The organism is Aquimarina muelleri DSM 19832 (assembly GCF_000430665.1).
In the GTDB taxonomy this organism is placed as follows: Bacteria; Bacteroidota; Bacteroidia; order Flavobacteriales; family Flavobacteriaceae; genus Aquimarina; species Aquimarina muelleri.
This window is the reverse complement of record NZ_AUML01000006.1, coordinates 91,790-117,015: the sequence shown is the minus strand read 5'-3', so window position 1 is coordinate 117,015 and position 25,226 is coordinate 91,790. Positions and strand designations below refer to the sequence as shown.

Here is a 25,226-nt window from a genome sequence, read left to right as displayed (position 1 = left end):
TTTATCTAGGGTTAGGGGTTAATCCAAATGAAAGAGCATCATTAGGTATTTGTATAGCTTTTCTTAAATCATCTTTAGCTAATGTAAATGTTTCTCCTCCTTGAGTTACAGGTAGTGTGTGAGTTATGGATATACTATGTCTTTTAATATCAAACCAACGTAAACCGTGATCCCAGAATTCTTTTTTTCTTTCATCTAGTATTAATTCTAAAATAGCTTTATCATCACCAGATAAGTTTTTAGAAATACCACTAGTGGTAACAGGATTGTAATAAGTAGCAATATCGGTTACACTATTATAAGTTGTTCCATTATACCTTTTGTTAGCTAAAATATTAATATCTGCCAAGGCATCACTTTGTCTATTAGAAAAGAGATAAGCTTCTGCTCGATTAAGTAATACTTCTTCTCCTTTTAATACTTGAGCTATATAATAGGGTTGTCCCGAATTTGAGGATAAATTTTCTCTAAAAAAGTATTCTCTTAATTTAGCATGAAAGTTAGCTTCTGTACCAGCTCTCCATCCTCCTATTTCAGTTCTGTTATCCGCAACATTAAATAGGTTTCGATACATTTCATTTACTTGAATAGCATTAAGTCCATATCCTCGGTTTCTTCTTGTATAAGAACTAAACTGTTGTATTACTAAAACATTACTTGGATGTGATGGATCACTATATCTTTCTGCTGCAGAATTATAACCACTACCAGCAAGAGAAGTAAAATCTTTTAAAAAGATTTCAGGAGTACCATCAAGAAATAAATTACTATATGCGATACAATTTACATAATCTCCTTTCCATAAGTAGAATCTTGAAGCAAAAGCCTGAGCAGCTTTTTTTGTAAAATGATACTTTTTTGTTCCTGTAAAAAAATCATCATTGATTAGAGCCAATCCTTCTAATAAATCTTTTTCGACAAGATCATAAACTTCAGCCACCGTATTACGTTTGTAATTAGGTAAGAATTCTGTCTCAGGTTCTAATATATATGGTACTCCTAAATTAGAAGAAGCATTTGCATCATAATGCAATCCAAACAGATTAACCAACATAAAATGGTGATAAGCTCTTGATAATAAAGCTTCACCTTTTACAGCATTTTTTCTTTTTTGATCCCCTTCAAGATTATCAATTATAGCTAAAACCTCATTAGTATGGGCAATTGCTTCATAAGCATTATCCCAATAAAAAGTTGGTGTTTCCTGAAATATAGCTGTTACATCTCCCCAAGTATAGGTTTGATTATCCTGTAAATTAATAGAATTTCCTCCAGAGTCTTGTACAACACCATTAGCATCAGGGGCACCAAGCGGTCCTACTAAGTCAGTATATATATCTGTAAAAACATAACTAGCATCAACATAACCATCTGCAACAACTTTAGCTGCTTTTTCAACAGTATTTAATACTAATCTGTCGTCTGGAGATTCATCTAAATATTTTTCACAACTAGCACTTAATATAACAACAACGAGTAATAGTATATATGATTTTAATTTATAGTTCTTCATAATTTATATTTTTAAAATCCAACATTAAGTGAAACAGATACTGTTTTAGGTACTGGTAATGCAGCTCCTCCTGAATTAAAAAACTCAGGATCCTGACCATTTAGACCTTTATCAGAATACAGTAAGAAAAGATTTTCTCCTTGTAAACGAATTTTAGCAGAGGTAAAACCTATTTTCTTTGCGTATTCTGATGGTACGGTATATCCTAATGCAATAGATCTCATACGAGCATAAGTACCATCAACAACTCTTAAGTCACTGTTGTTATATAATTGGTATGCATTGTTACCTGCAGATACAAGACCATTATTAACAGTGCCATTAAGTTGATTTATTATAGTACGATTGTCTAATATTGCAGGTATATTAGTTACATTTTCGTCTCCTGGTAATGCCCATCTATTAATAAGTTCTCCTGGTAAAGAATTGAAATCAGTATATGCTGCATCAAAATTACCATTCAAGCGTATTTTATAATCAAATTTAAAAGATATGTTAGCAGATAAAGAGAACCCGCCATATTTAAATGTATTACTCAATCCACCAGCGCCTCTAGGTTGTGTAGGCCCTTCATATTTTAATATTTTTTCAATATTTTCTCTGCTTTGAAGATCTATATTGGTAACTCTATTGTTGTCTGCATCAAAAAATGTAGGAATACCAAATTCATTTAATCCTGCAAAACGAGTTGAATATAGAGCTGAGATTTCGCGTCCAGTAAATGCAGCTCCTCCTGGTGATATTAAATCAACTAAACGAGGATTAAATTGAAGTTCTTTTACTTCTTCGGTATTGTAACCAACATTAATATTAGTAGACCATTCAAAGTTTTTTGTTTTAATATTTACAGTAGATACTCCAAATTCATACCCTTCAACATTTAGATCGGCATAGTTACCACTTTTAAAAGCTTGACCACCAACGCCACTGGTTTTAACAGTCCCGATAAGGTCAAATGAATTACGTTGGTAATACCCTATTTCTCCAGCGATTCTATTGTTAAATAAGGAAAATTCTAACCCTGTACTAAACTCTTTTAGTTTTTCAAAGGTTAAATCTTTATTTTCTAAGGAGTTTATATTTATAACACTTTCTAAATCTTGCGGACGTAAAGGAACACGAGCTCTTAAATCCAAAGTAGCACTGGTAAGAGGACCTCTACCACCAGATAGTCCATAAGTAGCTTTAAGTTTTAATAGGTTTACCCATTCTACATTAAAAAACTCTTCTTTATCAATATTCCATGCACCACTAATATTATAGTTTGTAAGGTATCTTGCTTTGGGACTTGACCCCTGAAGATTAGAACCATCATATCTTAATGTACCATTTACAGTATACTTATTGTTTAAAGTATATCCTGCATTCAAAAAGAAACCAGTAAATCGATCTCTAAAATTAGAAATATTAAAATATTGATCGTTTCCATCTACTAATTGATCAATAGCATCTGGGTTTGTATTAATTAAATACCCATTCTCGTATGATATACCTATACCATTATACTCTCTACTTTGTCTATTAGAAGATTTAATTTCTTGTCCTAAAAGGAAAGTAAATTGGTTATTATCGTTAATACTAGGGTTCCATGTGATAGAGTTTCTTAGATACAAATAATCTAATACATTTTCATTATAGATATTGATACCACCCTCTGGTAATATAGAGTATGGAGGTCTATCTGGATTATCTCTATCTTGATATAAGAAAGGGTTAATAGGACCAATTATATTATCTCCTGCACCTGCTCTAAATGCTTCGGCCTGATTAGATCTATCCCCAATTACATGTTCTCTTTGGGTAATAGCTTTACGATAATTAAAAGTAGAGTTTGCAGTTAAGTTTTTTGCTATTTTATATTCTAGATCTGTTTGAAAAGTAATATCAGTTACATCAATATTAATATAATTATTATCTAATTCATGAATAATATTGAAAGGGGCATAATTTTTTCTAAAGAACTCTAAATCCCCATTTTCATCATAAGGAGTAACACTTCTACTATTTGTTAAAGAATAACTATATGGATTAATCTCAAATTCACGATCAAACTCACCAGTAATAGGGTTTAATACTCTATCATTTGTTCCAGGAGCAATCTGATCTCTAAAACTACCTGTTAGAGCAGTACTTAATGAAAGTTTATCTGAAAGATTAAATTTAGTATTTAATTTTGTAGTATAACGTTGTGCTTTGTCTCCTATAGTTTGTCCTTCATCATTAAGGTAACTTAAAGAAAAATAGTAAATAGCATCATCACTACCGCCAGAAACACTTAAAGAATGATTTTGTTGTAGTGTTAAATCTGTAAATAAAGTTTTAAACCAATCTGTATTTGCTACCTGATAACGTTGAAAAAAACTATCGGCTAATTGACCATTAGTTCCTATTTGAACATCATTAGGTCTTCTAAGATTATAATATTTTCCTAAGACTCCATAAGATTCAGCTCTTTGTGCAGAAGTCAAATCTACTAACCCTTTTTCTACTAATTCTGCATATACCGAAAGTTCTTGTTGAGAGTTTAGTACATTAAAGTTAGTATACCTTGGTCTTAATCTAAAAGAAAAATTATTATTATAATTTACACTTACGCCTCCTCTTTTCCCTTTTTTAGTAGTAATTACAATAACTCCATTTTTGGCACGTGCTCCATATAATGCAGTTGCAGAGGCATCTTTAAGAACAGAAAAACTTTGAATATCATCAGGGTTTAATCCTGCGATCGAAGAGCCAATTAATGAATTAATATCTCCAGATGCTAAATCTTGTTGATCCAATTCTACATTATCTTCTAAGATAACACCATCAACCACCCAAATAGGATTGTTGTTACCGTTTAAAGAAGTATTACCTCTAATTCTAATTCTTGGCGATGCACCAAAAGATCCAGATACATTGTCAACAACTACTCCGGCATCTCTACCTTCTAAAAGTCTTGAGGCATCAGAAACACCATCAATTTTAATATCTTCTAAATTAAGTTTTGTAGCGACACCAGCAAATAATCGGCGATCTACCTTTTTATAACCATCAGTTATTATTACCTCATTTAATGATTCTATAGATTCATTTAAAGTAAAATAATACTTCTTTTTGTTTTTATCTGTAACTGTAATGGTTTGGGTTTCAAAACCTAAATTTTCAACTTTAAGAACATCTAATAAAGAAACCCGCATATTAAAATTTCCATCAAAATCTGTTACTACCCCTGTTGTAGTACCTTGTATAGATACAGTGGCACTAGGAATAGGTAGCCCATTTTTATCCATTACTTGTCCAGTAATCTCAATACCTTGTTGTGGTTTTACAAGAGAGGATTGAGGCTTCTTTTTGAGTGGGATAATGTAATTAGTATCAATTGATTTTTTTATTAATACAATTTGTTTATCTACTATTTTATAGGAAATGCTAGTGTTTTTAAAAATTTGATCTAAAATGTACTCTACTCTCTTATTAGAAACTCTAAGAGATACTTTTCTTTGAGTGTTAACCTCAGCACCTTTAAAAAACACTTTGAACTCTGTTTTTTTCTGAATTAAATCAAATACTTTTTCAATAGTGAAATTTTTCACATCTAAGGATATCTTAGTGTTTTGAGAATAAGTATTTGCGTTTATTCTGAATAGAGACAAAATAATAAGTAGTATTGTTAGCCTCATTTTTAAATTAAATATTAATTTTACCGCACCATTTGTACGGTTCTGTCTAATTTTTTTCATATTTTTAATATGATTTAATGATTGAACCATTGTTAAATTACGCTTATTCTAAAATCGGGAGATGTTGCAGCATTTCTCGATTTTTATTTTATAGCTATTTTGTGATCATTCTTTTCTAATGTTTAAGGATTAATAATTATTTCATTTTTTCTGATATTGAAATTAAAGAAAGTGTTGCTACTAAACGTTTGTAACACATTTTCTATGTTTTCTATATCAAATCGACCGGTAAATTTTTCAGTTTTAATTTTTTGATAATTGATGGTTATTTTTTTGTTATAAGCTCTTTCCAGTTTTTTCATAATATTCTCAAAACTTTCATTTTTAAATAACAACACACCATCAACCCAAGCTATATAGTTTTCTGTTTTTACTTCAGAAATGTCTAAGCTTTTATTAGCCTTTATAAGACTGGCTTTTTGATTAGGTTTAAGAAAAGTATCTTTTTTTGTATCAAATCTTTTTTTGTCTTTAAAAACTCCAACACTACCCTCTACAAGAACAACTTCAGAAAAAGGATCATTAGGATAAGAAGAGACATTAAATTTTGTTCCAAAAACCTCAGTCTTAATGCCATTGGCAGATACAATAAAGGGATCTTTTTCGTTTCTAACAACTTCAAAATATGCTTCTCCAGATAGCTCTACTTCACGAATTTTACCTGGGATAAACTGTACAGGGAATTTTAAAGTAGAACCAGAATTAACATGAACAATTGTGCCATCAGACAATACTAATTGAAATTTTTTGCCATAAGGAACTGTTAATGTATTGATGGTTAATTTGGTTTGAGCCAAACTATCTTTTTTGTTTTTATAAACGATTTTACTTTTTTCTTGAACACCCAAAAGAATTCCATCTTCATCTTTGATCTCTTTAAATAGGTCATTTTCTTTAATAGTCTCTAAACTACCATTGTCTAACTGCAATGTAACCTGATCTGTAACGGGGTTTTTATGGAATAAAAGGTCGTTATAAAAATATAAAGAGGTGCTAATAAAAACACCTATAAATATAGCTGCGTATTTTAAGTAATTATTACTTTTATTCTTACGGGTTTTAGTAATGGATTTTGTACTTTGTATCTGTTTTTGAAGCAATGAAGATGCTTTTTGATAGTCAAAATCATTTTTGTTTAATTGAATATAATGATCCGTAACGGTATATTCTTTTAACAGGCTTAGATTTTTTTCATCTTTAAGAAGTTTTTCAAACTCGATTATTTCGAGTTCAGACATCTCATTGTTTATATATTTTAGTATCTGATCTGTATCCAAACCTTTATTTTTTTTATTCGAATTATTGGCTTATTTATAGTTAAGACTTAAAAAAAATAAAAAACCCTTACTCCTAAGAGTGTTTTTTTTATTATTTATGCAAAGTTTGTGTTAATTATTGTGAGATGAGGTTAAAAAATGAGTTAAAAAAAGATAGCTATAAATAATATTACCCAAATAGAAGAACTTAAAAAAGGAAACGAATTTGTATATAGGTATTTATATGAAATGCACTATAATGAATTATGCGCCTACATTTTTACTCTATCCAAAGATAGGCAGCAGGCAGAAGATATAGTTCAAAATGTTATGTTTAAGATATGGAAGAATAAAGAGAAATTAAATATAAAAACTTCTGTCAAAAACTATCTATACAAGTCTTGCTACCATGAATTGATAGATACATTTAAGAAAAATAAAAAAGAACTAAACTATATACAGCGAGTTCAAAAAGAAACTTTAGACATTTTTATAGAGGAAGAAGATGATTTTGTTACAACTCAAATTAATAGAGTTCAAGTAGAGATAGATAAACTTCCTCCTAAATGTAAAGAGATATTTTTACTCAATAAAGTTCAAGGTTTTAAGTACCGGGAAGTAGCAGAACAATTAGATATATCTATTAAAACTGTAGAAACTCAAATGTCCAAAGCCATGTCTAGGATTAAAAAAGCATTAGAGAAATCATAATTTTAAGATCCTCTAAAATTTAGCTCGTAGTGCATATAAGCCTAAAATAGGACCTATACTTAAAACCATATAAACTACAGGACTATCCGATATTTCGGTTAAAAAAGAGAGTAGCTGTATACTAACAATTGTTATAGCAAATCCAATACAATTAACTATGGTTAGAGCAGTACCTCTTAGTTCTGGAGGAGCTGCAGCAGCTACCATTGTAGAAAATTGTGGAGAATCTGAAATAACAAGCATACCCCATATACATAATAAAATTAAAAATAACTCAGGAGGTAATTCAAAAAGAAGAGGAGAAACCAAGCAAAGTAATCCAGAAATTAGCAACGAGTTATATGCTACTTTTTTACTTCCTGTTTTTAAAGAAATCAATCCACCAAGTATACACGAAATCACTCCACTAGCGATTATAATAAATGACCAGAAAGAAATTTGGAGTTCTATAAACTGATTATTTGCATAGGTTTTAAGGATTAAAGGAGTAAATCCCCAAAAAGCATATAGTTCCCACATATGTCCGAAATACCCAAAAGCCGCTTTTTTAAAACTAGGAATGCTAAAAAGCTGAGTAACTATACCAAGTTGAAATTTTGAAATTAACTTTCTGTAAGGACCATCCGGAACTAAAAACCACATACTAAAACCACCTATAAATGCTAATATAGATGTGCTTATAATAACAGCTTTATAATCACTGCTCCACGAAAGTACATTTATTAAATGAGGAAATGCAGTTCCTAAAACTAAAGCTCCGACCAGATACCCTAGTGCTTTTCCTAAACCACCTTTATAATAATCCGAAGCTATTTTCATACCAATAGGATATATTCCTGCCAGAAAAAAACCCGTACCAAATCGGGCAGTCAATAAATTAAATACAGTTATATTAGGGATTAATAAAAATAAATTAGATACCCCTCCTAAAATGGCGCAAAGCATAAATATTTTAGATGGTGAAAATCGATCTGCGAGTGTTAATAAAGCAAAAGTAAGTGTCCCAATTATAAAACCAAACTGAACAAATGATAACAGATATCCAAGAAGGTTAAAACTAACATTAAACTGGGTGGCAAGATCATCAATTACCGCATTACCTGCAAACCAAAGGGAGGTGCAAAAGAATTGCGAAATAATAATTACAGGCAATATGTAAAATTTAGGCTTCAATGAGTTACTCTTTTAAAATTATAGTACCAAAAACATCTGCGTTAATGCCCCCTAAATTTTTTTCTTCTCCAGGAATAAAAACAGAACCAATAAAATTTTCTCTTTCAAGACTACCATCATTATCATTATAAGCAATAGCAAATCCTATTTTTTGATCTTTTTTTAATACAAGTGGTTCATTAATTTTTCTTTCAGTATAGGTATCATCATAGATCGTAACCTTAAACTCCCATACAGATACATCACCTTTGGTTTTTCTTTTAGAATTAATATGATTATTGAATAGTGTAGGCTTTTTATTTTCATCTAAGTCTACTACATTACCATCTAATGCAATATGATAAGCAAAAGCATTGTTAGAATATTGGTGGTTTCCACCAGAATTATCTGCATCAATAAATATTTCTATACAATCATCATCCCACCATAGTCTCAAAGGATCTTTATACTGATCGTATAAAACATCATCTTTAATTTCAACAAGTATATATATACCTTCTGGAGTCCATGCCATTTTATATCTACCAAAAAAATCATTAAAAGTATACGGTTCTCCCAGCCATTTTTGATCAAAACCATACCAAATGGCTTCTTTCCATGCTGGATCGTTCATTTCTCCATCTAGCTTAGGGACAATTATGGCTTGATTGATTTCTCTAATTTGATGATCGATTTTTTTAGATTGAACTACTGTCTTTGGATTTGCAATTGCTAGTAGGTTTTGTACAGAAGTTACCTGGTTTTTTTTACAACTGAAAGTAATCCATAATAAAACACAAAAAAAAAATATTCTTTTCATAGTAAGATTTAATCCTATAATCCAGATAAAAGTAAGGAACATAATTTAAAAACTGGTGGATACTTATTTAAAAGTAACAATCACTTATGGTTATATAACGTAATTCTTAAAAATTAAAAATGGTTTTACCCACATTTAATCCACATTGTGGAGTTTAATTCTCGCTTGCTTCGAAAACAAAATATATTTTCGGAAGCATACCTCGCGAGCTTGCTCCGAGGTTCTTGATTTCAAAAATCCAGAATATCCAAATATATATAATTACTTATTAATGAAATCCATACTTCATTATAGAATGAAATGAATGAAAACGATCCGTTTTACTTTTACAGTAAGTAAATCAAAAAAAACATTCAAAAATCATAGAAATCTAAATGAAGCATTCAGCAAAAATATTTTGGAAAAAACAAAAGCAGGAAATATTTAAAGATGGAAAATACAGCAGAGTACATACGTGGTTCTTTGATGGAGGTATAGAGTTAGTAGCATCCTCTTCTCCAGAAATTGTTTCCATCCCTATGTCTGATGCCTCTGCCGTAGATCCAGAAGAAGCTTTTTTAGCATCCGTTTCGAGCTGCCATATGTTGTTTTTTCTTTCTATTGCGGCACACCAAGATTACAGTATCGAGTCGTACACAGATACCGTTATAGGGACTACGGGCCAAAACGAAAAAGGAAAAATGGCAATCCGCCAAATCATATTAAACCCAAAGGTTGTTTTTTCAAACTTAGAAACACCTTCTTTAGATCAAATAGAAAAAATGCATTACGCAGCTCATTCCAGATGTTATATAGCAAATTCGATACAATCAAAAATTAGTATACATCCAATAATTAAATAAATATATTTTAAAGTATGAAAGATTTAGAAATACAATTAGAAAACCATCCCGGAGCCTTAGCAAAAATGGGAGAGGTATTAGCAAGTGCCAAGGTAAGTGTTGAGGGAGGAGGCGCATGGATCGCTGGGAACTCGGGAACTGCTCACTTTCTTTTTGAAGATGCAACCAAAGCAAGAAAGGCTTTAGAAAATAACAATATTAAAGTTATAAAAGAAAATAAAATATTGATACAACGGTTACAACAGGACCAACCCGGACAATTAGGAAAAATAACTCGTATAATGCAACAGGCAGGAGTTAATATACAGGTTTTATATAGCGATCATGATAACCAATTAATACTAGTGGTAGATGATTATGAAAAAGGGAAAGTTGTTTCGGATAATTGGAGTAAAGGAGTATATAACTAGTGTATGGTCAGTGTATGGTCGGAAATACAGCAAAACCAAATTGGATTCTTTTTATAAAATTCATGCTTTTTTTTAGTTGTCTGATGCTAATGTATCTGCTTCCCAAAATAAAATCAAAATTTTATCAAGAATCTTTCAAATTCTGAAACTCGTCTATTTCCGACCAGACACTAAATAAGAAATTTTATGAACTCTATTCAAGTTATAATATTAAATTTTACCGAGACAAGAAGACGAAGTATTAAACTATGGAAAAAAATACCAAAAGATTATTTATACTGGAAACCAGATAAAGATGCATTTACTAGTATCCAAATGATAAGACATGTGCTTGAGAGTGAACATTTATTTCATAAAATAATTGATAATAGAGGCAATTTGGGCGATTATAAATCCCCGTGGGCTAACTTAAAGTATATAGACGTAGAGTTTGAGTTAGAAATGGCTGAAAAATATAGAAATAGTTTTTTACAAATGATACATGGGCTTGCAGAATCTGATCTCGAAAATATAAAGATAGAAAGAACAGAAGTAGGGCAGAGTAAAAAACTTGGAGATTACCTTAATAGAATTGCATTTCATGAATCTGTACATATCGGGCAGATGTTGGGATATTTAAGAACATTAAGGATGGAAACTTCTATAATATGGGATTAATAATAGAATAGAGAAGGAACCAAACTTGCTGTGGATCATTCTGGGGTTCTAGTGGAATATCAAAAGTTACTGTGGATCATTCTAGGGCTCTAGTGGAATATCAAAAGTTACTGTGGATGGTTCTGGGGTTCTAGTGGAACATCAAAAGTTACTGTGGATCATTCTGGGGCTCTAGTGGAATATCAAAAGTTACTGTGGATGGTTCTGGGGTTCTAGTGGAACATCAAAAGTTACTGTGGATCATTCTGGGGCTCTAGTGGAATATCAAAAGTTACTGTGGATGGTTCTGGGGTTCTAGTGGAACATCAAAAGTTACTGTGAATCATTCTGGGGCTCTAGTGGAAGACCTGAAGTTACTATTAATAATTCAAAGTTATCCATAGGAATTACATACCTTTTTTAGGTATTAATGAAGTAAAAAATATTAAATTACTTAGGTGCTTTATGATAAATACTATAGGTTTAGTATATGGAAGAATTTGAAAATAAATTTTCTGAAATAGCTTCTCTTTTGGGAGATAAGTCTCGTTCTGCCATGCTTTGGTGCTTACTAGATGGCAGAGCATATACAGCTATGGAGCTTTCGATCTGTGCAAATGTTTCAGCACAAGCTGCGAGTAACCATCTTAAAAAGTTAATAGATGCAAATATAGTACAGGTAGAAAAACAAGGAAGGCATAGATATTATAGATACGCAAGCTCTGAAGTTGCTCAGGTTATCGAATCTATGGCAAGTTTAGTATCTGTAGGTAAAAAGGTTAAAAAAACTAAAAAACCAGAACAAAGCGATATTACTTATGCCAGAACCTGTTATGATCATTTAGCAGGGGAGGTTGGTGTTAAAATAACAGATGCTTTACTTGCTAATGGAATCATAAAGCTTTTTGAAAAAACATACAAAGTAACTTCCTCAGGAAAATCTTGGTTTGATTCTGTAGGTATTGATATAGATCAAATAATTTTACAAAAACGATCTTTTGCTCACCCTTGTATGGATTGGAGTGAACGTAGATATCATATCGCGGGAGCAATAGGAGCATCATTACTAACTATTATGATAGAAAAAGACTGGATACGTAAAATAAAAAATTCTAGAGGAGTGGTGTTTACAGCAACAGGGAGAGCAGAGGTTAAGAAATATTTGGATTTAGAAATTTAAAAAACCGCCTTTACATATTAAAAGGCGGTTTCTAAATGAAATTTAAACAACTCCCTGGTTTAAAGCCTTAGGGAGGGCTATTCATAAAGTATATACTACTTTATATAGAATTATTGACCAATGAAATACCCATTTTCTTTGGCAATTTTATCTGCTATTTTAGTTCTTAAAGCAACTACGTTTGGTTGATTTGCATACTTCGTAAAACGCTTAAGACCCATTAACATCATTCTTTGCTCATCTCCTTCAGCAAAAGAAACAATTGCTTCTTTTCCTTTTTTGATAATAATATCTACAGCATTATATAGGTATAACTGAGACATTGCAATTTGAGTTTCTTGTTTATCCTCACCAAAACGTTTTGCATTTTTTTCGGTACGTAAGATGGTAGATTCTGCCATATATATTTCAATTAATATATCGGATGCAGCAAGCAATAATTGTTGGTGTTCTTCTAATTGAGGACCGAATTTTTGTACAGCAGATCCAGCAACCATTAAGAATACTTTTTTAAGTTTAGCAAGAAGTTCTTTTTCTTCAGAAAATAATACAGAATAATCAGGAGTATCAAAAGAAGGAATTCCTGTAAGTTCATCTGCAACTTTCATAGCAGGCCCTAGTAAGTCTACATGACCTTTCATTGCCTTTTTAACCAACATTCCTACAGCTAGCATACGGTTTATTTCATTGGTTCCTTCATAAATACGAGAAATACGGGCATCTCTCCATGCAGATTCCATTGGGGTATCTGCAGAGAATCCCATACCTCCAAATATTTGTATACCCTCATCGGTACAACTTTGTACATCTTCAGAAACGGCAACTTTAAGAATTGAACATTCGATAGCATATTCTTCAACTCCTTTAAGTTCTGCTTCTTGATGTGTATTTCCTTCTGCCTGGCGGATAGTAATTCTATCTTCAATATTTTTTGCAGCTCTATAACTTGCAGATTCATCTGCATACGTATTTGTTGCCATTTCTGCAATTTTAGCTTTAATAGCTCCAAAGTTCATAATCGGAGTTTTAAACTGTATACGCTCATTTGCATATTTAGTAGCCTCTCCAATTACTCTACGCTGTGCATCCAAACAAGCTGCGGCAAGTTTGATACGACCTACATTTAGAGCATTCATTGCAATTTTAAAACCATTACCTCTTTCAGATAACATGTTTTCTACAGGTACTTTGGTTTCGTTAAAGAATACCTGACGAGTAGAAGAGGAGTGGATACCTAATTTCTTTTCTTCATCCCCCATAGTAATACCGTTAGAAGGATCGTTTTCTACAATAAATCCTGTGATATTTTTATCATCTTCGATACGTGCAAAAACAATAAATAAGCTACAGAATCCTGCATTAGAAATCCACATTTTCTGACCAGAAATAGAGTAATGTTTTCCATCGTCAGAAAGAACCGCTTTTGTTTTTCCAGAATTTGCATCAGATCCAGCTCCTGGCTCTGTTAAGCAATACGCTCCAAACCACTCACCAGTTGCTAGTTTAGGAACATATTTTTTCTTTTGCTCTTCATTACCATATAAGGTAATTGGCATGGTACCAATACCAGTATGTGCTCCAAAAGCAGTACTAAAGGATCCAGTAGCTCCAGATATGTAATCACATACCAACATGGTAGATACAAATCCCATACCTAAACCATCATATGCTTCTGGTACAGCAACTCCTAAAAGTCCAAGTTCTCCAGCTTTACGCATACATTCTTCTGTATATGCATAATCTTTATGTTCAAATCTTTCCCAATTAGCCCATAATTCTCGATCTACAAACTCTTTGGTACTATCTCGCATCATTTTTTGCTCCTCAGAAAAATCTTCTGGAGTAAATACATCTTCACTTTTAGTTTCTTTAACAAGGAATTGTCCTCCTCTAAGAATATCTTTGTTTTTTATTTCTGTACTCATTTTTTTATAAGATTTTAGTAATTATTAGTGAGTATTAAGTAGTAAGAAAGTTTTTACAGTATTCTCAATACTCAAATCTCATATCTCAATTCTAGTTTAATTTAAAAATTCATAAATTCCTGCAGCTCCTTGTCCGGTACCTACACACATGGTTACCATTCCATATTTACCTTTCATGTCACGTTTACGCATCTCATCGAACAATTGAACAGAAAGTTTAGCACCAGTACATCCCAGAGGATGGCCCAATGCAATGGCTCCTCCATTAACATTCACAATATCCTGATTAAGACCTAACTCTCGCATTACTGCCAGAGATTGAGACGCAAAAGCTTCATTAAGTTCTATTAACTCAATATCTCCTTGTTTTAAACCTGCTTGTTTAAGAGCTTTAGGGATTGCTTTTACTGGTCCGATACCCATAATTCTTGGTTCTACACCTGCTGCTGCATAGTTTACAAGTCTTGCGATTGGTTCCAGTTTTAATTCTTTAACCATTTCTTCGCTCATTACCATTACAAAGGCAGCACCATCACTCATTTGTGAGGAGTTACCAGCGGTAACGCTACCACCAGCTTCAAATACGGGTCTAAGTTTAGCCAAAGCCTCTTTGCTAGTTCCTGCACGAGGACCTTCATCTTTAGTTACTGTATACGATTTGGATGCTTTTTTTCCGTTTTCATCTACATATATCTGTTCTACATTTATGGGTACAATTTGATCCTCAAATTTACCTTCAGCTTGTGCTTTTAATGCTTTCATGTGGGAGTTATATGCAAACTCATCCTGATCCTCACGAGATACTTTAAATTGATGTGCTACTGCCTCGGCAGTATTACCCATACCCCAATAATAATCTTCATGACCAGATTTAGCCAAATCATAATTTAATTCTGTTTTATACCCTGTCATAGGTACAGAACTCATGCTCTCTGCACCACCAGCGATAATACAATCTGCCATACCTGCTTGTATTTTTGCAGTTGCAATACCTATAGTCTCAATCCCTGAAGAGCAAAACCGGTTAACAGTTACCCCAGGTACATCCACAGAGTTTAATCCCATAAGAGAGATCAAACGAGCCATGTTTAACCCTTGAGATCCTTCTGGCATAGCATTACCAACAATAACATCGTCGATACGGGACTTATCAAAGTTAGGAAGTTCCTTCATCATATACTCGATAGTCTCGGCAGCTAATTCATCTGTTCTTTTAAATCTGAACACACCACGAGGAGCTTTTCCTACGGCGGTTCTATATGCTTTTACTATATATGCTGTTTTCATTGTTTTATAGTATTGAGTATTGAGATGTTAGTATTGAGATTTATAATCTTTTTTGAAATGAATAATTCATTTTCTGTATTTCAATACAAAATTCAATTACTGGTTGTACTTTTTCTTTACTTATTATATTTAATTCTATTACTAATATTAATTGTGTATGAAGTTCATAACAGGAACCATTAGCAATACTCAAAAAATGTTTAAATTCTTTATTTGAATTTCTTCCTGCACCTTCAGCTATATTGGAAGAAACAGAAATAGAACTACGTTTTATCTGAGAAATTAATCCGTATTTTTCATTAGATGGAAGTTCTGCGGCAAGTTGGTATACAGCTTTAGCCAAGTCAATTGACTTTTTCCATATTTTTAAATCCTCAACTTTGTGCATGATTTATCTAATTACTCAATACTAAATTCTCCATACTAATTACGTAACGGTTTTCCTTTCTTAAGCATGTGTTCGATACGCTCTAAAGTTTTTCGTTCTGTACAAAGAGATAAGAAAGCTTCACGTTCTAGATCTAATAAGTATTGTTCTGTAACTAGGGTTGGCTCAGATAAATCTCCACCTGCCATAACATATCCTAACTTATTCGCAATTTTTTGATCGTGTTCAGAAATATATTTACTAGCCTCCATAGAGTCTGTTCCTACCAGAAACATTCCCAGAGCTTGCTTACCTAATACTTTTATATCTTTACGACGTACTGGTTGGGTATATCCTTGTTCTGCCATTAACTTTGCATGTGCTTTTGCGGTAGCAATCTGGCGATCTTTATTTACAACAACAATATCTTTTCCTTTTTGAAGTATGTTAGTATCATACGCTTCATAAGCAGAAGTGGATACCTTTGCCATACCAATAGTTAAAAAATGTTCTTGAAGCACATTAAGCTCTACATCATCTTTCTTAAAGGTATCTGAGGCTCGTAATGCCATCTCCTTAGATCCACCACCACCAGGAATAACACCAACTCCAAATTCTACTAGCCCTATATAGGTTTCTGCGGCAGCAACAACTTTATCTGCATGCATAGAAAGTTCGCATCCGCCACCAAGTGTCATACCATGAGGAGCAGCAATGGTAGGGATTGCAGAATAACGCATGCGCATCATAGAATCCTGAAAATATTTAATAGCCATATTAAGCTCGTCATATTCTTGCTCTACAGCCATCATAAATATCATTCCGATATTTGCTCCTACAGAAAAGTTTGCAGCTTGATTACCAACAACTAATCCTTGGAAATCTTTTTCGGCAATATCAATAGCTTTATTTAGACCTGCTAATACATCGCCACCAATAGTATTCATTTTACTTTGGAACTCTACATTTAGAATTCCATCACCAAGATCTTCTACTACAACACCACTATTTTTAAATACTTCTGAAGATTTACGAATATTGTCTAAAATAATAAAGGCATCTTGTCCTGGTATTTTTACTTGCTCTTTTTTAGGGATATCATAAAAATAGGTTGCTCCATTTTTAACGGTATAGAAAGAAGTACTTCCTGAGGCAATCATATCTTTTACCCAAGCAGCAGGTTCATACCCTTCAGCTTGCATCATTTTTATTCCTTTTTCTACACCTACAGCATCCCATATTTGAAAAGGACCATGCTCCCAGCCAAAACCAGCTTTCATAGCATCATCAATCTTATATAAATCATCTGTGATTTCTGGAATTCGGTTAGATACGTATGCAAATAAAGCAGATAAGTTTTTACGATAAAATTCTCCTGCTTTGTCTTTTCCAGATACTAATACTTTAAAACGATCTACTACTTTATCTATCGTTTTCGTCATTTCTAAAGTCGCAAAAGATGCTCTTTTGTTAGCTCTGTATTCTAAAGTATTTAGATCTAAAGAAAGAATTTCTCTTTGTCCGTCTGCCCCTACATTCTTTTTGTAAAATCCTTGTCCCGTTTTGCTTCCTAACCATTTGTTATCCATCATGGAACCTATAAAATCAGGTAGTTTGAATAACTCTAGGCGCTCATCTTTAGGGCAATTATCCGCAATACCATTAGCTACATGTACTAATGTGTCTAAGCCAACTACATCTACCGTACGGAAGGTTGCAGATTTTGGACGACCAATTACTGGTCCTGTAAGCTTGTCTACTTCTTCTATGGTTAAGTCCATATCTTTTACCATATGAAATAAACTCATAATGCTAAAAATCCCAATTCTATTTCCTATAAAGGCAGGGGTATCTTTTGCTACTACAGAAGTTTTTCCTAAGTATTGTTCTCCATATCCATTAAGAAAATCTAAAACTTCTGAAGAAGTGTTAGGGCCAGGGATAATTTCAAATAACTTCAGGTAACGTGCAGGATTAAAGAAGTGTGTGCCACAAAAATGTTTTTGGAAATCCTCACTTCTTCCTTCATTCATAAAATGAATAGGAATACCAGATGTGTTAGAGGTAATTAATGTACCTGGAGTTCTATGTTTTTCTAGATTCTCAAAAACCATTTTTTTAATATCTAGTCTTTCAACTACGACTTCTATAATCCAATCTACATCCGCAACTTTTGCAATATCATCTTCTAGATTTCCAGTAGTAATACGATTTGCAAATTTTTGATGGTAAATTGGTGAAGGTTTAGATTTAAGAGCAGTTGTAAGGGAATCATTTACTAATCGATTACGAACTACTTTGTCCTCAAGTGTTAGACCACTTGCTTTTTCTTTGTCGTTTAGTTCTCTAGGAACGATATCTAACAATAGCACTTCGACTCCGATATTAGCGAAATGACATGCAATACCAGATCCCATAATTCCTGAGCCGACAACAGCAACTTTTTTAATGATTCTTTTCATTTTTTAACTTCGAGTTGTTAAGGTGTTATAGATTCTTGTTTTGAGTAAATTTTTTTTGAGGATATTAGATCATTTATGGTTTGAAACACTTCTAAGAAAATATCTAGTTTTTCTTTAGAGACATGTTGTTTTACCATATTATCAAAGGTGAAGACTACTTCTTTTGAGAAATTTCTCATTTCTACGCCAAAAGGAGTCAGATAGATTAATACGCCACGACCATCTTGGGGGTTTTTCTTTCTAAAAATCAACCCTTTTTCTTCCATAGCTTTCAAAGTACGTGATAAACTAGTTGCCTCCATTCCCATCTTTGGGCCTAATGAAGTAGAAGGGGTGCCATTTTCTGGATCTATACTTATAAGCGCAAATCCTGTAGCCATTGTACTGCCTTTTTTACCAGCTTCTTCGTTATACATCTTAGCAACAGCCATCCAAGTTGCTCTAAGTGCATAATCTATTGTCTTTTCTCTCATTTAAAAAAATTATGAAGTAAAGGTAATAAAATTTACTATGCATGCATAATAAATAAAGTGAAAGTTTTCAGAAAAGATGATGAAATGTACGGTTTTATATTTAATTAATAACAAAACTCCTCATAAAATGAGGAGTTTTGTTATTAATAGTTAAAAGTTATCATGTTTAATAATGTGATAAACGTATTGAATTAGCCATAAATTTTTGAATATAAAGATTTATATTTTTCTTTAATTATCTTTCTTTTTAGTTTCATAGTAGGGGTGAGGTGACCAGCTTCAATACTCCATTCGTCTGGTGTTAATTCAAATTTTTTGACCCGTTCCCATTTTCCAAATTTTTCATTATGGATATCTATTTCTTCTTGAAAACGATTAATAACTGCGGGATTGCTAATTATTTCCTGAATAGAGTTACCTGTTTTTATTCCTTTACGATCTGCCCATTCTTTTATAAATTCAAAATTGGGTTGTATAAATGCTGCTGGCATTTTTTCTCCTTCACCAATTACCATAATCTGTTCAATAAAACGAGACTGCTTCATAGCATTTTCGATTAATTGTGGGGCAACGTATTTTCCTCCAGAGGTTTTAAACATTTCTTTTTTACGATCGGTAATACGTAAAAAACCATCTTTATCTACTTCACCAATATCACCAGTGTGAAAATACCCGTTTTTTAGGACTTCATTGGTTTTTTCTTCATCTTTATAATACCCAAGCATTACTTGAGGTCCTTTTACCAATATTTCTCCATCTTCAGCAATCTTTATTTCGGTATTAGGGATCATTCTTCCTACGGTTCCTATTTTAAATCCTTGGTTTTCTTTTTCGTTTACAGAGATAACAGGAGAGGTTTCTGTAAGACCATATCCTTCCATTACACCAATATCTGCTGCATTAAATATTCTAGCTAACCTTGGCTGTAATGCAGCACTACCAGATGCGATAAGTTTTAAGTTACCACCTAATGCTTCTTGCCATTTGCTAAAAATAAGTTTTCTTGCAATACCTAACTTTTTTTCATACCACCAGCCATTAGCTCCATAAGGTTCATATTGTAAACCAAGATCTACTGCCCAAAAGAATAGTTTCTTTTTAATACCTGTTAGATCCGTACCTTTTGCAATAATTTTATCATAAACTTTTTCTAATAGCCTAGGAACTGCGGTCATAACCTCAGGTTTAATTTCTTTTAAGTTATCACTTATGGTCTCTAAGGATTCTGCAAAATAAATACCTACTCCTCTATATTGATACAGGTACATTAACATTCGTTCATAAATATGACAAACAGGTAAGAAGCTTAATGCTTTTGTTTCTCCGTCAACAATAGGAAATCTTGTCGAACTATTTATGGCATTGCTAACTACATTTTTATGACTCAACATTACTCCTTTAGGCCTTCCTGTGGTTCCAGAAGTATATATAAGTGTAGCAAGGTCATCTTCTTTTATAGAAGCCATGATGGTTTCTACTTCTTGTTGATTGCTATCGTCTTTACCTAATTCTAATACTTCATTCCAACTTTTACACCCCGAAATATCATCATAAGAATAGACTTCCTTTAAAGAAGGTACATTTTGTTTAATGTTTTTAACCTTTTGAAATACTTCTTCATCTGAAACAAAACAGTATGTTGCTTCTGAATGATTTAAGACATACTCATAATCTTCTTGAGAAATAGTTGGATAAATAGGAACATCTTGTGCTCCAATTTGAAGAACGCCAATATCGGTTATGTTCCACTCGGTACGATTATTTGAGGAAATGATAGCTACTTTGTCATTGGGTTTGACTCCTAATCGAAGTAGCCCTCGGCTAATTTGATTAGCCTTTTCTACATATTCTTTAGTAGATGTAGCAATCCATTCGCCATTATATTTAGTTATTAAAGCCTTATCTAAATTAAATTTTTTTAGTTGATAATGTGGGAAATCAAAAAGTCGAGTAATTGTCGTCATACGTTATTTTAAAATATTTTTTTTATAATTTTAAATATTCTTTACCAATGATTTTTTAAATAATAATTAGTCTTTCTAAAAAGAAACACCTAATAAAATATATCATTAGCTTAAGAGCTAAAAAAAAACTATTATGCATGCATAGTTTGGCAAATTATAAAAATTCTTATAATACCCAACCCTAATATATAAAAAAAGGCTATGTAATTTGTTAACTCATCACTTTTTTATTGTTTTTGTTGAAAGATTCTTCTTTTGATTGTATAAAAATAGTAGTTGCTGTATTTATTAAGACGTTATAACAAGTTATTTTTTGTATTATGAGTTTTTAGAGGGGCCAATAAAAGCAGATTAATTTTGATATTTGTTTAGTTGATATATTAGAACTTTACTTCTAAGAGAAAAGAGTATAATCTTTTATTAGAGCAGATTGAATTGTGGATGCGACACAAAAATCGGTTGCACAACCTGTAATAAATAAATGATCTACTCTTAAGTCTTTTAATTTAGACTCAAGAGTAGATTTATAGAATGTATCATTTGCATATTTATTTATAAGGATGTCTAAAGCGTCTACTTTTAATTCATCTAGAATTTCCCATTCGATAGTATTAGGCACAAATTCATTTGTTTTTGTGCCGTTATACTGAATAAAAATTATAGGAGAACCTAATTTTCTAAATATCTGTGCAAGAGTGTTCATTCATTTTACAAATCCCTCAGTATTAAACAGAAGTATATTTAGTGTAATATTCCTTTTGTATATCAATTATTAAAAGAGCTTTATTACTATCCACATATTATTTTTTTTCTAACCATTTTCTGGCATTTACAAAAGCTTCGATCCAAGGAGATACTTCATCTTTTCTTTCTTGAGGATAATAAGCCCAGTTCCATTGAAAAATAGAACGCTCGATATGTGGCATCATAACCAAATGTCTACCTGTTTTATCTGTCATCATTGCCGTATTGTAATCTGATCCATTTGGATTGGAAGGATAATCTTCGTAACCATATTTGGCAACAATGTTGTAGTTTTCTTCTGAAAGGGGAAGATTAAATTTTCCTTCTCCATGAGAAATCCAAACTCCAAGTGTACTTCCTGTTAATGTAGATAACATTACAGAGTCATTTTTCTGAATATGAACCGAAGTAAAGTTACTTTCGTGTTTGTGAGAACTATTATGTAATAATTTACCATGTGTTTCATGGTCTGGATTAATAACTTCAAGTTCCATAAATAATTGACAACCATTACAGATACCAACAGATAAGGTGTCTTCTCGTTTGAAGAAGTTTTTTAAGGCTGTATTTGCTTTATCATTATATAAAAAAGCTCCTGCCCATCCTTTGGCGGATCCCAAAACATCACTGTTAGAGAAACCTCCTACGGCACCTATAAATTGAATATCTTCTAATGTTTCTCGACCCGAAATCAAATCCGTCATGTGTACGTCTTTAACATCAAAGCCAGCTAAATACATTGCATTAGCCATTTCGCGTTCAGAATTACTTCCTTTTTCGCGTATAATAGCTGCTTTTGGTCTTGGTTTTGTACTATCGATTACTGGTTTCTTTCCTGTAAAATGAGATGGAAAAGAGTAGTGCAGAGGTTGATTTGCATAATTATCAAATCGATCTTTTGCTAAGTTATTTGAAGTTTGCTTTTGATCTAGTAAATAAGAAGTCTTATACCATGTATTTCTTAATTCTTCAATATTAAGGTTAAAAGAATCCTTATGGTTTTTGATGGTTAAAGATGCTTGTTCTTTTACAGTACCAATAGTAAAGAATTCAATATTATTATTCGTTAGAACAGCTTCTATATCTGAATTTGAAGCACTTTGGATTACAATTCCAGCGTTTTCTGCAAATAATAACTTAATAGAATCAGCTTCTCCAATAGTAGTGAGGTCTAATTCTGCGCCAAGGTTAACATCTGCAAAGCATAGTTCGAGTAGTGTAGTGATTAAACCACCAGAGGCAACATCATGGCCTGCAACAATTTTATCTTCTCTAATTAAGTTTTGAATAACATCAAAGGTTTTCTTAAAACTAGCAGCATCTTTTACGCTAGGAGCTTCAGAACCAATTTTATTAAGTATTTGTGCAAAAGATGACCCTCCTAATTGATGTTTGTCTTTAGAAAGGTTAATGTAGTATATATTACCTTGGTTTTTTTGTAAAACGGGTTCGACAATTTTAGTGATATCGTTACAATTAGCAGCTGCAGAAATAACTACCGTACCAGGAGAAATAACTTCTTCATTGGCATATTTTTGTTTCATAGATAAAGAATCTTTACCAGTAGGCACATTAATTCCTAAATCTATAGCAAATTCTGAAATGGCTTTTACAGCTTTATATAATCTAGCATCTTCTCCTTCATTTTTACATGGCCACATCCAGTTTGCAGATAAAGAAACTGAAGATAATCCATCTTTAAGAGGTGCCCAAATAATATTAGTCAATGCTTCGGCAATTGAATTTTTACTACCAGCCTCTGGGTCAATCAAACCAGAGATAGGAGAGTGCCCGATGCTAGTAGCAACGCCTTCTTTACCGTTATAATCTAAAGCCATTACACCACAATTGTTTAGTGGCAATTGTAAAGGTCCAGTACATTGTTGTTTAGCTACTTTTCCTCCAACACAACGGTCTACCTTGTTAGTTAACCAATCTTTACAAGCAACAGCTTCTAATTGCAGAACTTGATTTAAATAATCACTAAAATTATCTAAGGTGTATGTAATTTTATCATAATTACGATCTACCGTATTATCGGTCATTATCGTTTTTGGAGAGCTGCCAAACATATCTTCTAAAGCTAAATCCATTGGTTTATCTCCTTTGGTTTTAGATTCAAAAGTAAATCTATGATCTCCAGTAACGTCTCCAACCTGATACATTGGCGATCGCTCTCGTTCTGCAATACGTTGTAGTGTATCGATAGATTTTTTACCAATAACTAATCCCATACGTTCTTGAGACTCGTTACCAATAATTTCTTTAGCAGATAGAGTAGGATCTCCTACTGGCAATGCATCCAAATCAATTTTCCCTCCTGTTTCTTCTACTAATTCAGAAAGACAGTTAAGGTGCCCTCCTGCACCGTGATCATGTATAGAAACTATAGTGTTTTCTTCGCTTTCTACCATACCTCGAATGGCATTAGCAGCACGTTTTTGCATTTCTGGGTTAGAGCGTTGTATGGCGTTTAATTCGATACCACTACTAAACTCTCCTGTGTCGGCAGAGGATACTGCAGCACCGCCCATACCGATTCGATAGTTTTCTCCTCCTAGGATTACAATTTTATCTCCTTTTTCGGGTACTGCTTTGATTGCTTGTTCGGCTTTACCATATCCAATCCCACCAGCTTGCATGATAACTTTATCAAAACCAAGTTTTCGGGCGTCTTCTTGATGTTCGAAGGTAAGTACAGATCCTGTGATTAAAGGTTGTCCAAATTTGTTTCCGAAATCAGATGCTCCATTAGACGCTTTTATTAAAATATCCATTGGGGTTTGATATAGCCAATCTCTTTCTTTCATGGCTTGCTCCCAAGGGCGGTTATTTTCTAAACGTGAGTATGATGTCATGTAGACGGCAGTACCAGCAAGAGGTAAAGATCCTTTTCCTCCAGCAAGTCTGTCTCTTATTTCTCCACCAGATCCTGTTGCAGCGCCATTAAAGGGCTCTACTGTTGTTGGAAAATTATGTGTTTCTGCCTTAAGAGAAATCACACTGTTAAATTCAGTTTCTTGATAAAAATCTGGCTTGTCTGCTGTTTTTGGAGCAAACTGAGTAACTTTTGGTCCTTTTACAAAAGCTACATTATCTTTATAGGCAGAAACAATATCATTTGGGTTTGTTTCTGACGTTTTTCTAATTAATTTAAAAAGAGAAACAGGTTGTTCCTCTCCATCAATTACAAATGTACCGTTAAATATTTTATGGCGGCAGTGCTCAGAATTTACTTGTGAAAAGCCAAACACCTCAGAATCAGTTAGTTTTCTTCCTATTTTTTTACTAACACCTTCCAGATATTCAATTTCTTCGTTATTAAGAGCGAGTCCCTCACTAGAGTTGTAAGCAGCTATATCCTCAATTTCTATAATAGATTCTGGTTTTATATGAATGGTATAGATTTCTTGATCTAAACCATCATATTTTTGAGAAAGCATAGGATCAAAATCGGTATGATTTTTAGGAACGGATAGAAATTCTTCTATTCTTATAATTCCTTCTATTCCCATGTTCTGAGTTATTTCTACAGCATTGGTACTCCAAGGAGTAATCATTGCTGCGCGTGGACCAACAAAAAAAGCGTCAATAGACGCCATAGATAGTTGCGGTTGGTTGCCAAATAACCAGATCAATTTTTTTATGTTTTCAGAAGAGATTTCATTGTTTGTTTGAACTGCAAATACTTTCTCGTTTCGGTTTCCGAAGAAGTGGATCATACTTCGATTGTTTGATTTTTAGTAAGCCGCAAATTTACTA

General features: G+C 32.7%; 18 protein-coding genes. 5 read left to right on the top strand and 13 right to left on the bottom strand.

Annotated features, from left to right (window positions below; all coding sequences use genetic code 11):
• Position 1: 1 nt before the first annotated feature.
• From H527_RS0105430 to H527_RS0105420, 3 genes are all read right to left on the bottom strand, one after another.
• On the bottom strand, positions 2 to 1,513 hold the full coding sequence (locus H527_RS0105430) for a RagB/SusD family nutrient uptake outer membrane protein (RefSeq protein WP_027411766.1): 1,512 nt from the start codon (positions 1,511 to 1,513) through the stop codon (positions 2 to 4).
• Positions 1,514 to 1,524: 11 nt separating this feature from the next.
• Positions 1,525 to 5,235 carry a SusC/RagA family TonB-linked outer membrane protein gene (locus tag H527_RS0105425; protein WP_162143808.1) on the bottom strand — a complete coding sequence of 1,237 codons (3,711 nt, stop codon included), beginning with the start codon at positions 5,233 to 5,235 and terminating at the stop codon, positions 1,525 to 1,527.
• Between the two features lie 122 nt (positions 5,236 to 5,357).
• Positions 5,358 to 6,512 carry a FecR family protein gene (locus H527_RS0105420; RefSeq protein ID WP_027411764.1) on the bottom strand — a complete coding sequence of 385 codons (1,155 nt, stop codon included), beginning with the start codon at positions 6,510 to 6,512 and terminating at the stop codon, positions 5,358 to 5,360.
• A 153-nt stretch (positions 6,513 to 6,665) separates the two neighbouring features.
• Here H527_RS0105420 and H527_RS21485 point away from each other — a divergent pair, with 153 nt between their 5' ends.
• Complete coding sequence (locus H527_RS21485; RefSeq protein WP_035087466.1) at positions 6,666 to 7,202, top strand: RNA polymerase sigma-70 factor; 537 nt, start codon at positions 6,666 to 6,668, stop codon at positions 7,200 to 7,202.
• A 12-nt stretch (positions 7,203 to 7,214) separates the two neighbouring features.
• Here the strand turns inward: H527_RS21485 and H527_RS0105410 are convergent, their stop codons facing one another.
• Positions 7,215 to 8,375, bottom strand: a complete 1,161-nt coding sequence (locus H527_RS0105410) for an MFS transporter (RefSeq protein ID WP_027411763.1) — start codon at positions 8,373 to 8,375, stop codon at positions 7,215 to 7,217.
• A gap of 4 nt (positions 8,376 to 8,379) precedes the next feature.
• Positions 8,380 to 9,174 (bottom strand): sugar-binding protein, encoded by a 795-nt coding sequence (locus H527_RS0105405; protein ID WP_081414559.1) that lies wholly within the window; start codon positions 9,172 to 9,174, stop codon positions 8,380 to 8,382.
• Between the two features lie 374 nt (positions 9,175 to 9,548).
• On the opposite strand from H527_RS0105405, the gene H527_RS0105400 reads away from it, so the two are divergent.
• The 4 genes from H527_RS0105400 (at position 9,549) to H527_RS0105385 (ending at position 12,242) form a co-directional block, all read left to right on the top strand.
• Positions 9,549 to 10,016, top strand: coding sequence for an OsmC family protein (locus H527_RS0105400; protein ID WP_027411761.1), 468 nt, complete (start codon positions 9,549 to 9,551; stop codon positions 10,014 to 10,016).
• Positions 10,017 to 10,030: 14 nt separating this feature from the next.
• Positions 10,031 to 10,426: a hypothetical protein gene (locus tag H527_RS0105395; RefSeq protein WP_027411760.1), complete on the top strand. Its 396-nt coding sequence runs from the start codon at positions 10,031 to 10,033 to the stop codon at positions 10,424 to 10,426.
• A gap of 186 nt (positions 10,427 to 10,612) precedes the next feature.
• Entirely contained in the window at positions 10,613 to 11,083 is a 471-nt protein-coding gene (locus tag H527_RS0105390; protein WP_027411759.1) for a DinB family protein, read from the top strand.
• Between the two features lie 469 nt (positions 11,084 to 11,552).
• Positions 11,553 to 12,242 (top strand): ArsR/SmtB family transcription factor, encoded by a 690-nt coding sequence (locus tag H527_RS0105385; RefSeq protein WP_027411758.1) that lies wholly within the window; start codon positions 11,553 to 11,555, stop codon positions 12,240 to 12,242.
• A gap of 110 nt (positions 12,243 to 12,352) precedes the next feature.
• Here H527_RS0105385 and H527_RS0105380 read toward each other — a convergent pair whose 3' ends face one another.
• From H527_RS0105380 to purL, 8 genes are all read right to left on the bottom strand, one after another.
• The gene (locus tag H527_RS0105380) at positions 12,353 to 14,167 is read right to left on the bottom strand and encodes an acyl-CoA dehydrogenase family protein (RefSeq protein WP_027411757.1); all 1,815 of its coding nucleotides are present in this window, start codon (positions 14,165 to 14,167) and stop codon (positions 12,353 to 12,355) included.
• A 96-nt stretch (positions 14,168 to 14,263) separates the two neighbouring features.
• The gene (locus H527_RS0105375; RefSeq protein ID WP_027411756.1) at positions 14,264 to 15,454 is read right to left on the bottom strand and encodes an acetyl-CoA C-acyltransferase; all 1,191 of its coding nucleotides are present in this window, start codon (positions 15,452 to 15,454) and stop codon (positions 14,264 to 14,266) included.
• 40 nt (positions 15,455 to 15,494) lie between these two features.
• Positions 15,495 to 15,842, bottom strand: a complete 348-nt coding sequence (locus H527_RS0105370; RefSeq protein ID WP_027411755.1) for a four helix bundle protein — start codon at positions 15,840 to 15,842, stop codon at positions 15,495 to 15,497.
• A gap of 35 nt (positions 15,843 to 15,877) precedes the next feature.
• The gene (locus H527_RS0105365; protein ID WP_027411754.1) at positions 15,878 to 18,283 is read right to left on the bottom strand and encodes a 3-hydroxyacyl-CoA dehydrogenase/enoyl-CoA hydratase family protein; all 2,406 of its coding nucleotides are present in this window, start codon (positions 18,281 to 18,283) and stop codon (positions 15,878 to 15,880) included.
• Between the two features lie 17 nt (positions 18,284 to 18,300).
• Positions 18,301 to 18,756, bottom strand: a complete 456-nt coding sequence (locus tag H527_RS0105360) for a MarR family winged helix-turn-helix transcriptional regulator (RefSeq protein WP_027411753.1) — start codon at positions 18,754 to 18,756, stop codon at positions 18,301 to 18,303.
• Positions 18,757 to 18,947: 191 nt separating this feature from the next.
• The gene (locus H527_RS0105355; RefSeq protein WP_027411752.1) at positions 18,948 to 20,720 is read right to left on the bottom strand and encodes an AMP-dependent synthetase/ligase; all 1,773 of its coding nucleotides are present in this window, start codon (positions 20,718 to 20,720) and stop codon (positions 18,948 to 18,950) included.
• A gap of 394 nt (positions 20,721 to 21,114) precedes the next feature.
• Positions 21,115 to 21,423, bottom strand: coding sequence for a cysteine hydrolase family protein (locus tag H527_RS21480; protein ID WP_051316642.1), 309 nt, complete (start codon positions 21,421 to 21,423; stop codon positions 21,115 to 21,117).
• A gap of 97 nt (positions 21,424 to 21,520) precedes the next feature.
• On the bottom strand, positions 21,521 to 25,186 hold the full coding sequence (gene purL, locus H527_RS0105345; protein WP_027411751.1) for a phosphoribosylformylglycinamidine synthase: 3,666 nt from the start codon (positions 25,184 to 25,186) through the stop codon (positions 21,521 to 21,523).
• Between the last annotated feature and the right edge of the window lie 40 nt (positions 25,187 to 25,226).